Source organism: Pseudomonas sp. PsB, assembly GCF_043658375.1.
Classification (GTDB): Bacteria; Pseudomonadota; Gammaproteobacteria; order Pseudomonadales; family Pseudomonadaceae; genus Aquipseudomonas; species Aquipseudomonas putida_Z.
Genome location: NZ_JBIGLU010000018.1, coordinates 37,720 through 50,183, shown reverse-complemented (window position 1 = coordinate 50,183; position 12,464 = coordinate 37,720). Strand labels below are relative to the sequence as shown.

The 12,464-nt window shown below is 65.4% G+C and carries 9 protein-coding genes; 4 read left to right on the top strand and 5 right to left on the bottom strand.

Annotation, left to right across the window (positions count from 1 at the left end):
- Positions 1–52 precede the first annotated feature (52 nt).
- From ACGLHT_RS20020 to ACGLHT_RS20000, 5 genes are all read right to left on the bottom strand, one after another.
- On the bottom strand, positions 53–826 hold the full coding sequence (locus ACGLHT_RS20020; RefSeq protein WP_025339264.1) for an IclR family transcriptional regulator: 774 nt from the start codon (positions 824–826) through the stop codon (positions 53–55).
- 65 nt (positions 827–891) lie between these two features.
- Positions 892–2,346, bottom strand: a complete 1,455-nt coding sequence (locus tag ACGLHT_RS20015) for an amidase (RefSeq protein ID WP_274079470.1) — start codon at positions 2,344–2,346, stop codon at positions 892–894.
- Positions 2,346–3,656, bottom strand: a complete 1,311-nt coding sequence (locus ACGLHT_RS20010; protein WP_015270478.1) for a citrate-proton symporter — start codon at positions 3,654–3,656, stop codon at positions 2,346–2,348. Before ACGLHT_RS20010 ends, ACGLHT_RS20015 begins: the two co-directional genes overlap by 1 nt.
- 82 nt (positions 3,657–3,738) lie before the next feature.
- Positions 3,739–4,914: a M20 aminoacylase family protein gene (locus tag ACGLHT_RS20005; protein WP_137164080.1), complete on the bottom strand. Its 1,176-nt coding sequence runs from the start codon at positions 4,912–4,914 to the stop codon at positions 3,739–3,741.
- A gap of 193 nt (positions 4,915–5,107) precedes the next feature.
- Positions 5,108–5,926, bottom strand: coding sequence for an RHS repeat-associated core domain-containing protein (locus ACGLHT_RS20000; RefSeq protein ID WP_274120573.1), 819 nt, complete (start codon positions 5,924–5,926; stop codon positions 5,108–5,110).
- Positions 5,927–6,085: 159 nt separating this feature from the next.
- Between ACGLHT_RS20000 and ACGLHT_RS19995 the strand changes: the two genes are divergently transcribed.
- From ACGLHT_RS19995 to ACGLHT_RS19980, 4 genes are all read left to right on the top strand, one after another.
- Positions 6,086–8,602 carry an excinuclease ABC subunit UvrA gene (locus ACGLHT_RS19995; protein WP_274120574.1) on the top strand — a complete coding sequence of 839 codons (2,517 nt, stop codon included), beginning with the start codon at positions 6,086–6,088 and terminating at the stop codon, positions 8,600–8,602.
- A gap of 205 nt (positions 8,603–8,807) precedes the next feature.
- Entirely contained in the window at positions 8,808–10,457 is a 1,650-nt protein-coding gene (locus ACGLHT_RS19990; protein WP_025339269.1) for an MFS transporter, read from the top strand.
- Complete coding sequence (locus ACGLHT_RS19985; protein ID WP_137164084.1) at positions 10,454–11,587, top strand: HlyD family secretion protein; 1,134 nt, start codon at positions 10,454–10,456, stop codon at positions 11,585–11,587. Before ACGLHT_RS19990 ends, ACGLHT_RS19985 begins: the two co-directional genes overlap by 4 nt.
- A gap of 214 nt (positions 11,588–11,801) precedes the next feature.
- Entirely contained in the window at positions 11,802–12,395 is a 594-nt protein-coding gene (locus tag ACGLHT_RS19980; RefSeq protein ID WP_137164085.1) for a hypothetical protein, read from the top strand.
- Positions 12,396–12,464: the final 69 nt, after the last annotated feature.

The window sequence follows — 12,464 nt, the reverse complement described above, 5'->3', positions numbered from 1 at the left end:
CACTTACCCTGTGGGAGCGGGTTTACCCGCGAAGAGGCCGGCACAGGCTGACTCAAACCACCAAGGCCCGCTGCACCTCCCCCACCGTTGTAGCCAGGCTGTTCAGGTGCAGGTTCAACACCCGCTCCACCGGCGCCTGGTCCAGCGGCCAGTGCAAGGCAATGCTCCCGGCCAGGCGCCCTTCGGCATGCACCGGCAGGGCTATCGCGCGGATCAGGAACGGCAAGCGCACCGGGTACTCCCAGTGCCCTTCGGTGCGCTGGCCGAACCCCTTGTTCGCTTCCTCCTCGATGTCGCGCAGCACCGTCTCGTCGCCCACCCGCGCATGGGCCGCCAGGCGCTGCACTTCGTCGACCGCCAACTCACCCAGGCACGCCCGCCCCATCGCCGAGTGGAACAGGCTGGCATGATGGCCGACGATCTGGCAGGTGTGCGGGTAGCGTTTGCGCAATACCTGGGGGATGGCGCTTTCCATCACCTCCAGCCGCTCGCCGTCGAAACATGACAGGTCAACCACCAACCCGGTGCGCTCGCTCAACTCCAGCAACATGGGTGCGGCGTGCTCCACCAGGCGCCGCTTGAAACGTAGCTGGCGGTCACCGAACAGGCGCCGCGCGCACAGCCGGTAACGCCGGTCGCTGAGGCCGCGGTAGACCCAGCCTTGCTCCTGCAAGGTGGCGAGCATGCGCGACACCGTGGCCTTGGGCAGCGCCGTCAGGTAATGCAGTTCTTCCAGGCCCAGCGCCTGGTGTTCGCCAAGCAGGTCGACGATGGCCAGCGCCCGCTCCACCGAACGCACGCCGCCACTGTCTGCCGTGATGCCCATGAGTGTGACCTCCCTGTAGCTGGATGGTCAGGATAGCCAGCAAGATCCGCGCCTGCCCAGCGGTTTCATGGCGCTTGCAGGCTTCGGGGTGGGCGCCGCGCAACCCAACGGGTGAGCTGTTCATGGGCATGGGCCAGCTGCAACACAGCATGGTCGGCCTGGGCCGGGCCGATGATCTGCAGGCCCATGGGCAACCCGGCAGCGTTGAAACCGACCGGTACGCTGATGCTCGGCAAGCCGGCCAGGGTCGGCCCTATCACCACTTCCATCCAGCGGTGATAGGTGTCCATCGCCCGCCCGCCGACCACCGTTGGCCAAGGTTGCCGTGCATCGAATGGGAACACCTGGGCCGACGGCAACAGCAGGTAATCGTAACGCTCGAACAGCTTGCCCAGCGCGCGGTACCAGTCGCTGCGGGCCACCGAAGCCTGGTACACCGCCGCCGCGCTCAGGTGCAGGCCACCCTCCACCTCCCACTGCGCCTCGGGCTTGAGCAGCGCGCGCTTGCCCGGGTCGGCATAGGCCGCAGCGAGGTTGCCGTGCACCAGGAAGTGGCGATGGGTCAGCCAGCATTGCCACAAACGCGCCAGGTCGAACGCCGGTTGGCAGGCTTCGACCCGGCAGCCCAGTTCGGCGAAGTCTGCCAGGGCCGCTTCGCACAGGCTCAGCACCCCGTCATCCATCGCCAGGTAGCCGTCGTAGTCGCCTAGCCAGCCAACCCGCACGCCGCGGAAATCGCGCTGCAACCCGGCGGCAAAATCGCGCCGGCCATCACTCAGCGACAACGGCGTACGCGCATCGAAGCCCGCCTGGGTCGACAACAGCCGCGCCACATCCACCACGCTGCGGCCCATCGGCCCCTCGGTGGCCAGCTGCTGCACGAACAGTTCCGGCGCCGGCCCGTGGGGTACGCGGCCCTGCGACGGGCGCAGGCCATACACGTTGTTGAACGCCGCCGGGTTGCGCAGCGAGCCCATCATGTCGCTGCCGTCGGCGACCGGCAGCAGGCGCATGGCCAGCGCCGCCGCCGCCCCACCGCTGCTGCCCCCGGCCACCTTACCCGGGTCGTAGGCGTTGGTGGTGGTGCCGAACAGGGTGTTGTAGGTCTGCGAACCAAGGCCGAATTCCGGCACATTGCTCTTGCCCACGATCAGCGCACCACTGGCCCGCACCCGCGCCACACTGATCGCGTCCTGCTCGGGCACCTGCTCGGCGAACAGCGGCGAGCCCAACGTGGTGCGCAGCCCGGCAGTGGCGGCCAGGTCCTTGATCGCCTGGGGCATGCCATGCATCCAGCCGCGCGAATAGCCACGGCCCAGCTCGCGGTCACGCTCATCGGCCTCGGCCAACAGCGCCTCTGCCGGGCGCAGCGACACCAGCGCATTGACCTGCGGGTTGAAGCGTTCGATATGCGCCAGATAAGCCTGCATCACCTCCCGGCACGACATCTGGCGGGCATGGATGGCCCGGGACAATGCCTCGGCATCGAGGGCAACGATGGGGTCGATGGCTAGCGGCATCACGGTTTCACTCCAAGGTTGAAAGCGGCAGGCTTGCCCGCGCGTGGGGCTTCTTTCAGGCAATAGGTGCCCAGCAGTGTCAGCAGGCAGGCGAACAGCACATAGAACGACGGCGCCACCGGGGTACCGAGCACCTTGCTCAGCCAGGTGACGATCAACGGGGCGAAGCCGCCGAACACCATCACCGCCACGTTATAGGCCACCGACACACCGGTAGAACGCACCTCGACCGGGAACTGCTCGGCCAGGGCCGTGGGCGCCGGCCCGAAGAAGCCACCGATGGCGGTGCACAACAGCAGTTGCATCACCAGCAGGCGCTCCAGCGACGGCGCGGCAGCCACCCACACATACAACGGGTAGACCATGACGAAGAACGCCAGGGTGAAGGCCATCAGCACCGGGCGCCGCCCCAGCCGGTCAGACAACGCCCCGGACAGCGGGATCACCACGGTCATCAGCCCAACCGCAAGCATCTGCACCAGCAGCACCTGGTCCAGCGGCAGGCCGAGGTTCTTGTGGGCGAAGGTCGGCATGTTCACCAGCACCACGTAGAACGACACCGTCGCGCCACAGGCCAGGCCCATCGATACCAACAGGCTGCGCCGATGCTCACGCAGCACCTGCCACAGGCTGGGCGACTGGCCCTTGGCCTGGCGGCGCGCCTCAATGAATTCCTCGGGTTCTTCCATGTGTTTGCGAATCCACAGCCCCACCGGGCCGATCAGCAGGCCGAGCACGAACGGGATACGCCAGCCCCAGCTGTCCAGCGCCGCTGGCGTGCACAAGTGGGTGACCAAGGCCACCATCGCCGCCCCGGAGAACACCGCCAGGCACTGCCCCACCAGCTGCCACGAGCCGTACAGGCCCTTGCGGTGGGCCGGCGCGCTCTCCACCAGGAAGGCCGTGGCGCTGGCGTACTCGCCGCCGGTGGCAAAACCCTGCAGCATGCGCGCCACCACGATCAGCATCGGCGCGGCCATGCCAATGGCCAGGTAGTCGGGGGCAAAGGCGATCATGGCAATGGACACGGTCATCAGCCGGATGATCATCTGCATCGCCGCCTTGCGGCCCTTGCGGTCGGAATACATGCCCAGCAGCACGCCGCCCACCGGGCGCATGAAAAAGCCGACGCCGAAGGTGGCCAGGGCCATCAGCAGCGAGGCGTATTCGTCGTCGGAGGGGAAGAACTGGCGGGCGATGATGCTGGCCAGAAAGCCGTACACGATAAAGTCATACCACTCCAGGGCGTTGCCGATGACGGCGGCGACCACTTGCCGGGTACGCGACACGCCGGTGCTCGAAGTCTGCATAGGAAACACTCCACACAATGATTGGGTGATCGCCCAGGCGCGATCGCGCCCGGGTTCCAGCGGCAGTCGTCAAAAGGAAAGGTCAGGCGGGCGCGAGCCAGCGCTCTGCCAGCGCGCCCCAGTAGGCGGCGCCGGTCAGCAGGATGTCGTCGTTGAAGTCGTAGGCCGGGTTGTGCACCATCGGCCGCGATACGCCATTGCCGATGAACAGGTAGGCGCCGGGGCAGCGTTGCAGCATCCAGGCGAAGTCCTCGCTGCCCATCAGCTTGCGGGTGTTGCCATCCACTGCCTCGGCACCGAGCAATTCCACCCCCACCTGCCGGGCGAAGGCGTTTTCCGCGGCATGGTTGACCAACACCGGGTAGGCCGGGCGGTGTTCGAGGGTGGCGCGGCAGCCAAAGCTCTCGGCCTGGCTGACGATAATGGCCCGCACCCGCTCCAGGGTCTGCGCCCGCACCTCGGCGTTCAGCGCGCGCAGGCTCAGGCGCAGCAGCGCCTGCTGCGGGATCACGTTGGCCGCTTCGCCGGCCTGCAAGGCGCCGACGGTAACCACGGCCGCCTCCTGCGCATCGATATTGCGCGCCACCACGGTTTGCAGGGCCATCACCACACTGGCCGCCGCCACCAGCGGGTCGACGGTCAGGTGCGGCATCGAGCCATGGCCACCAACCCCGTCGAGGGTCACCGTGAGCAGGTCTTGCGAGGCCATCATCGGCCCTTCGCGGAAGCCCAGGTGCCCCGCCGGCAGCCCGGGCATGTTGTGCATGCCGAACAGTGCATCGCAAGGGAAGCGCTCCAGCAGGCCGTCAGCCAGCATCGCCTCGGCGCCACCCTGGCCCTCCTCGGCCGGCTGGAAGATCAGCGTCAGCGTGCCGTCGAACTGCCGGGTCGCAGCCAGGTAGCGCGCGGCGCCAAGCAGCATGGTGGTATGCCCGTCATGGCCGCAGGCGTGCATGCAGCCCAGGTGCTGGCTGCTGTACGCGGCGCCGGTAGCCTCATGGATGGGCAGCGCGTCCATGTCGGCGCGCAGGCCCAGGCGGCGTGGGCTGCTGCCATTGCGCAGTACGCCGACCACGCCGGTCTTGCCGATACCGGTGTGCACTTCATAGCCCCATTCTTCGAGCAGTCGGGCAACCAGCGCCGAAGTGCGGCTTTCTTCGAACCCCAGTTCCGGGTGAGCGTGGATATCGTGACGGATTGCGTGCAGGTCGCTGGCCACATCGTTCAGCCAGGCCAGGATGTGCTGATGTCGGGACATGTAGAGTCTCCTCGCGCGGGTGGTTTCCCGTTCTTGTTGTTCGCCTTGAGGTCACGACGGGTAAGGCAGGTCGTGCTTGGCTGACAGATAAGCGCGAGGAGCGATGAAGCACAATCGAATCTGGTTTCATGCTGTGGAACATAAAAGCAGGGCCTGGGCTAATGCCTGGGCTTACCTGGCTTCCTGCTTCGGATCACACAGAGGTTTCTCTGAACCTCGCGCGCCCCTGCACGACCCGGTCCCTGGATGCGATCAGCGGCGACTCTTTGCCTCTGAGCAAATACCACCCACTGGCCTCCATTACCGACGCTCTCAACAGCGTACCCAGCGGTAACCTCAGTTCCCTGGCGGTTTTAATGGTTCTGGTACTGTCAAAGATCAACTGATCGAACTTGGCCGCGCCACCGACACCCGCAGTTACAATACCAGCGGAGGTCAACACCTCAGCGCCCCGGGATGCAGCGGGAAAGCCAAATGCCGCTGCAATACCAGGTACCTTCAATGCTGTGCTCACCAAGCCAGTATTGAAGACGATTGCGTTATTTCTGCGGCTGCGCGAATCGAACTCCTCAGGCACTGGCTGATTGTTGATGTTTGCCTTTGACCGGCGAACAATGTTTTTAGCAGCCTTGACCAAGGATGAAAACATTCCCACAGTACCGGTCATGCTCCCGAGAAACTGGCCGATCACACGTGTTATCGAATGGCCATCGCGATCTACATTATTGACAGGGTCTCCTTGGCAATAAGCATAGGAATTAAGCCCTCCCCGACCAAATGGGCTGAAGATGTCCGGGCGTTGGAAACGCATCAACACGGTGTCATACGCTCGCTTGCCATTGCCCAGCAGGTAACAGCGCGGCAATGATGCTCTTGGTTCTCCGGTAAAGGCCAATAAAGGGCCGGCCTGGGCTGCCCGATAGCCATAGGGTGTATATAGATGGACTGGGAAGTTATTACCCGCCTGGATTGATGATTGCTGATCAATTGCCAGTAATATTGAAGTTTGCATGATTGCAAGTTCCTGTTTTTCGTGCCTTCCAAACCACACTAACTGCAAGCATCGGTCTCAATAACTCCCAGATTTGCTGAGTGGAAACATTGCCACGCACGAGCGCTGCAATTGCTGTTACCTTGGGCGCACTGTTCAGCTACAGCCAAGGACTGCCTCATGCCCCCACGCCCCACCACCCCCACCGGCTTCATCCGCGTCCGTGGCGCCCGCGAGCACAACCTCAAGAACATCGATGTCGATATCCCCCGTGACGCCCTGGTGGTGTTCACTGGCGTGTCCGGCTCGGGCAAGTCCTCGCTGGCCTTCTCGACGCTGTATGCCGAAGCCCAGCGCCGCTATTTCGAGTCGGTGGCGCCCTATGCCCGGCGCCTGATCGACCAAGTCGGCGTGCCGGACGTCGACGCCATCGAAGGCCTGCCCCCGGCCGTGGCCCTGCAGCAGCAACGCGGCACGCCGAGTGCACGTTCCTCGGTGGGCAGCGTGACCACCCTGTCCAGTTCGATCCGCATGCTCTACTCCCGCGCCGGCCACTACCCGGCCGGCCAGGCGATGCTGTATGCCGAGGATTTCTCGCCCAACACGCCGCAGGGCGCCTGCCCGGAATGCCATGGCATGGGCCGGGTCTACGAAGTGAACGAAGCGACCATGGTCCCCGACCCGTCGCTGACCATCCGCGAGCGCGCCGTGGCGGCGTGGCCGATGGCCTGGCAGGGGCAGAACCTGCGCGACATCCTGGTGACGCTGGGCTATGACGTCGATACCCCCTGGCGCGACCTGCCACAGGCGCAGCGCGACTGGATCCTGTTCACCGAAGAAACGCCCACCGCTCCGGTGTATGCCGGGCTGACCCCGGCGCAGACCCGCGCCGCCCTCAAGCGCAAGCTAGAGCCCAGCTACCAGGGCACGTTCATGGGTGCCCGGCGTTACGTGCTGCACACTTTCATGCACTCGCAAAGCGCGCAGATGCGCAAGCGCGTTGCCCAGTTCATGCGCCCCAGCCCGTGCCCGCTGTGCCAGGGCAAGCGCCTGAAGCGCGAGGCCCTGGGGGTGACCTTCGCCGGCCTGGATATCGCCGAGCTGTCGCACCTGTCGCTGCAGGCGCTGGCCGAGGTGTTCCGCAAGGTGGCGGCAGCAGATTACCTGGCACAACGGCAGGACGACCTGACCCTGGAAAAGCGCCTGGCGGCCCAACGCATCGCCAACGAGCTGCTCGAACGCATCGACACCCTGCTCGACCTGGGCCTGGGCTACCTGGCCCTGGAGCGCAGCACCCCGACCCTGTCCTCTGGCGAGCTGCAACGCCTGCGCCTGGCCACCCAGCTGAACTCGCAGTTGTTTGGCGTGATCTATGTGCTCGACGAGCCTTCGGCCGGTTTGCACCCGGCCGACAGCGAAGCCCTGTTCGAGGCGCTGCAGCGCCTGAAGCATGCGGGCAACTCGGTCTATGTGGTGGAACACGACCTGGACACCATGCGCCGCGCCGACTGGCTGGTGGATGTAGGGCCTGCCGCTGGCGAGCATGGCGGCACCATCCTCTACAGCGGGCCGCCCACGGGCCTGGCCCAGGTCGAGCAGTCGAGCACCCGGGCCTACCTGTTCAGTGCACCGGCCCAGACCACGCGCGCACCACGCCAGGCCCACGACTGGCTGAAGCTCGAAGGTATCAGCCGCAATAACCTGAACAACCTCAGTGCGCAATTCCCGCTGGGCTGCTTTACCGCCGTTACCGGTATTTCCGGGTCGGGCAAGTCGAGCCTGGTCAGCCAGGCGCTGCTGGAGCTGGTGGGTGCGCACCTGGGCCATGCCGCCCAACGCAACGAGCCCGAAGAGCAGAGCCTGGAAGATGAACCTGAACAGGCCAGCGGCGGGCATGTGAGCGCGGGCCTTGGCAGCATCAAGCGCCTGGTGCAGGTCGACCAGAAGCCGATCGGCCGTACGCCCCGCTCCAACCTGGCCACCTACACCGGCCTGTTCGACCATGTGCGCAAGCTGTTCGCCGCCACCGAACAGGCCAAGGCAAAAGGCTTCGATGCCGGGCGTTTCTCCTTCAACGTTGCCAAGGGGCGCTGCGAGAACTGCGAGGGCGAAGGTTTCGTCAGCGTCGAGTTGCTGTTCATGCCCAGCGTCTATGCGCCCTGCCCGACCTGCCATGGCGCCCGCTACAACCCGGAAACCCTGGCGGTGAGCTGGCAGGGCATGAACATTGCGCAGGTGCTGCAGCTGACGGTCGACCAGGCCCTACTGGTGTTCGCCGAACAGCCAGCGGCGCGGCGCTGCCTGCAGGTGCTGCAGGACATCGGCCTGGGCTATCTGCGCCTGGGCCAGCCGGCCACCGAACTGTCGGGCGGCGAGGCGCAGCGCATCAAGCTGGCCACCGAGCTGCAACGCATGGCCCGCGGGGCGACGCTGTATGTACTGGACGAACCTACCAACGGCTTGCACCCGCAGGACATCGACCGGCTGCTGGTGCAGCTCAACCGCCTGGTCGATGGTGGGCACAGCGTGGTGGTGGTCGAGCATGACATGCGAGTGGTGGCGCAGAGCGACTGGGTGATCGACATCGGGCCTGGGGCCGGGGACGCCGGGGGCCAGGTGGTGGTCAGCGGCACGCCACAGGTGGTGGCCGGGTGCGCTGAAAGCCGCACTGCGGAGTTTCTGGCCAAGGCCTTGTAGCGCCTGCACCGGCCTCTTCGCGGGTAAACCCGCTCCCACAGGTACTGCACAGCTTGCAAGAGCTGTGGTGAACCTCTGGCTCCCACAGATACTGCACAGCTTGCAAGATCTGTGGTTACCCTGTGGGAGCGGGTTTACCCGCGAAGAGGCCGGTGCAGGCTGTAGACTGTTTTTTTGCAACGGCCGCTGAAGTACAGTCTGCCCCATGGACAAATACGCCCCCCGCCAGTGGCTCCCCCACGAAAAACCCAGCCTGCCGGGCTCCCCCTCCACGCCCCTGCACACGCCCGCCAAACGGCTGGCCTACGGCGTGGTCGGGCTGCTGGTGGCGATCACCGGTGGCCTGGGCAACGCGCTGGTCACCGCCAACCTTGTGTTCCTGCAAGGAGCGCTGGGTGCAACCACGGCGGAAATGGCCTGGCTGCCGGCCGCCTATGTAATGACCAACGTGTCCATCAACCTGCTGCTGGTGAAGTTCCGCCAGCAATTCGGCCTGCGCGCGTTCACCGAGGTGTTCCTGGTGCTCTATGCCCTGGTCACCTTCGCCCACCTGCTGGTAAACGACCTCAACTCGGCCATCGCCGTGCGGGCAGCGCATGGCATGGTCGGTGCCGCGCTCAGCTCGCTGGGGCTGTACTACATGATCCAGGCGTTCCCGGCGCAATGGCGGCTGAAGGCGATGGTGCTTGGCCTGGGCGCCTCGCAGCTGGCGTTGCCGCTGGCGCGGATCTTCTCCGAAGACCTGCTGCAGATCGCCGAATGGCGCGGCCTGTACCTGTTCGAACTGGGCCTGGCGCTGGCCGCGCTGGGCTGCGTGCTGATGCTCAAGCTGCCCCCCGGTGACCGCTTCAAGACCTTCGAGCCGCTGGACTTTCTCACCTTCTCGCTGATGGCCAGTGGCACCGCGCTGCTGTGCGCCGTGCTGTCTCTCGGGCGTATCGACTGGTGGCTGGAGGCGCCCTGGATCGGCATGGCCCTGGCGGCCTCGATCGCGCTGATCTTCAGCGGCCTGGCTATCGAGCACAACCGCCAGAACCCGCTGCTGATGACCCGCTGGCTGGGCAGCGGCGCGATCATTCGCCTGGCCCTGTGCGTGGTGCTGATCCGCATGGTCACCTCGGAGCAGTCCACCGGGGCAGTCGGCTTCCTGCAGGCACTGAACCTGGGCAGCGAGCAGATGCGCACGTTGTACGCGGTCATGCTGCTGGGCGCGGTGGCCGGCCTGGCCAGCAGTGCACTCACCATCAACCCCAACCACCTGGTGATCCCGCTGTTCATCTCGCTGCTGGCAATGGCCACCGGCGCCTTCATGGACAGCAGTTCGAGCAACCTCACTCGCCCGGCACAGATGTACCTCAGCCAGTTCCTGCTAGCGTTCGGCAGCACCTTCTTCCTCGGCCCGTCCATGGCCCTTGGCATCAGCCATGTGCGCGCCAACCCGCGCAACCTGGTGAGTTTCTCGGTGCTGTTCGGCATCTGCAACAACCTCGGCGGCCTCATTGGCGCGGCACTGCTGGGCACCTTCCAGACCTGGCGGGAAAAATTCCACTCCAGCCACCTGATGGACCGCCTCAGCTACCTGGAACCCTTGGTCACGGCCCGCGTGCAAAGTGGCGGTGCCGGCTACGGCGGCATCATCGCCGACCCGGCCCTGCGCAGCGAAGCCGGCATGCGCCTGCTGGCCAGTGCCGCCACCCGCGAGGCGAATATCATGGCCTACAACGATGTGTTCGTGCTGATCGGCAGCATCGCTATTCTGACCATGATCTGGATCTGCATCCGTAGCACCTGGCTCTGGCACACCAAACGCCGGGCCATTTCCCCTGACTCCACCCCCGGCGCGCCCACCCGATGACCGACGACACCCGCACCACGACCACCACTGCCATCGCCGAAACCCCGGAAGGCGCCACGCCGCCCAGCGAGCCGACCAGCCCGGTGCGTTCGCGGCGGGTGCGTATCCTGTCGTCGATCAGCTTCGCCTGCGTGGCCCTGGCCGGCATCCTGCTGGTGCTGTATGCCTGGCGCCTGCCGCCATTCAGCAGCGCCATCGAAAGCACCGAGAACGCCCTGGTGCGCGGCCAGGTGACCATCATCGGGCCGCAGCTGAGCGGCTATATCGTCGATGTGCCGGTGCATGACTTCCAGTTCGTCAAGGCCGGCGACCTGCTGGTGCAACTGGACGACCGCATCTACAAGCAGCGCCTGGCCCAGGCCATCGCCCAGCTGCAGCAGCAACAGGCGGCCCTGGCCAACAACCTGCAGCAGCGCAACAGTGCCGAAGCCACCATTGCCCAGCGCCAAGCCGCCATCGGCGATGCCGCCGCCCAGGCAACCAAGGCCAGGGCCGACCTCGGCCGCAACCAGGCGCTGGTCAGCGACGGCTCAGTGTCGCGGCGCGATCTGGACCTGGCCCGGGCCAGCGAAGCCGCTGCGGTCGCCAGCCTGGCCCAGTCCAAGGCGGCACTGGAAATCGCCCGCCAGGACCGCGAAACCGTGGTGGTCAACCGGGCCGCGCTGGAGGCCTCGGTGGAAAACGCCAAGGCCGCCGTGGAGCTGGCCCGCATCGACCTCGACAACACCCGCGTCACCGCCCCGCGCGACGGCCAGCTGGGGCAGATCGGCACGCGCCTGGGTGCCTATGTCAATTCCGGTGCGCAGTTGATGGCGCTGGTGCCCGACACCCTGTGGGTGATCGCCAACATGAAGGAAACCCAGATGGCCGATGTGCGCATCGGCCAGCCGGTGAGTTTTACCGTGGATGCGCTGAACCACCTGAAGCTGCATGGGCACGTGCAGCAGATCTCACCGGCCACCGGCTCGGAGTTCGCCTTGCTGCAGGCGGACAATGCCACCGGCAACTTCGTCAAGATTGCCCAGCGCATACCGGTGCGGATCACCGTGGATGCCGACCAGCCGGAGGCTCGGCGCTTGCGGCCGGGGATGTCGGTGGTGGTCAGTATCGATACTCGCAGCCAGGATTGATGTTGTTGCCACTGGCCTCTTCGCGGGTAAACCCGCTCCCACAGGTTCACCACAGGTCTTGAAAACTGTGCAATACCTGTGGGAGCGGGTTTACCCGCGAAGAGGCCAGCGAAGATCATGCAGAGATGCCGTCTTGCCATGATTGCGCCGCTCTAGCCCGTAGGTTCTAATCGCGCACGACCCGTTTGCCTTTGTCACTCAAGGAAGTGTCACCATGTACAGGAAGATCGTGCCGCTGGCGCTGTTGGCAACCCTGGCCGGTTGCTCGAACAGCGAGGACACCAGCGAGGCCAGTTTCCAGAAGGCCGCCCAGGCCTACCTCGATACCCAGTACCCGCACTGCTTCGTCATCAGTTCATTCCCGACCAAGACCCAGGACTTCGACCTCCATGGCACCAACAAGGCGTTGCATGCCTTGGCCCAGGTAGGTGTGGTCAGCGAAAAGGAGATCTCGCGCACCGAGGTGCCCGCCCGCCTGTGGCAAGCGGCACGCACGGACATCTACTACGCCTATGACCTCACCGACGAAGGCCGCAAGTATTACAAAGCGGATAACGGGCTGTGCTTCGGCAAGGCGCAGGTCACCGCCATCGAGCAGTTCAGTGAGCCGAGCGAGGCGACCGGGCAGAAGATGTCGAATGTGACCTATGCCTACAAGATCACCGGGTTACCGGCGTGGGCCGGGGATGATGGGGTCAAGGCCAGCATTGCCGAACTGGGCAAGGCGGTGGCCAGCAATGACACGCCGCTCAGGGAAACCCGGGCGATGGTGCTGACCAGCCAGGGGTGGCGGTTGCAGGAGAAATAGCCGTCTGCCGTGCCGGCCTCTTCGCGGGGAAACCCGCTCCCACAGGTCCATCACAGGCCTTTAGACCTG

Bases quoted from the DNA above. Each gene is read 5' to 3' on its own strand.
- ACGLHT_RS20020 (WP_025339264.1), bottom strand. From the start codon at position 826: ATGGGCATCACGGCAGACAGTGGCGGCGTGCGTTCGGTGGAGCGGGCG.
- ACGLHT_RS20015 (WP_274079470.1), bottom strand. From the start codon at position 2,346: ATGCCGCTAGCCATCGACCCCATCGTTGCCCTCGATGCCGAGGCATTG.
- ACGLHT_RS20010 (WP_015270478.1), bottom strand. From the start codon at position 3,656: ATGCAGACTTCGAGCACCGGCGTGTCGCGTACCCGGCAAGTGGTCGCC.
- ACGLHT_RS20005 (WP_137164080.1), bottom strand. From the start codon at position 4,914: ATGTCCCGACATCAGCACATCCTGGCCTGGCTGAACGATGTGGCCAGC.
- ACGLHT_RS20000 (WP_274120573.1), bottom strand. From the start codon at position 5,926: ATGCAAACTTCAATATTACTGGCAATTGATCAGCAATCATCAATCCAG.
- ACGLHT_RS19995 (WP_274120574.1), top strand. From the start codon at position 6,086: ATGCCCCCACGCCCCACCACCCCCACCGGCTTCATCCGCGTCCGTGGC.
- ACGLHT_RS19990 (WP_025339269.1), top strand. From the start codon at position 8,808: ATGGACAAATACGCCCCCCGCCAGTGGCTCCCCCACGAAAAACCCAGC.
- ACGLHT_RS19985 (WP_137164084.1), top strand. From the start codon at position 10,454: ATGACCGACGACACCCGCACCACGACCACCACTGCCATCGCCGAAACC.
- ACGLHT_RS19980 (WP_137164085.1), top strand. From the start codon at position 11,802: ATGTACAGGAAGATCGTGCCGCTGGCGCTGTTGGCAACCCTGGCCGGT.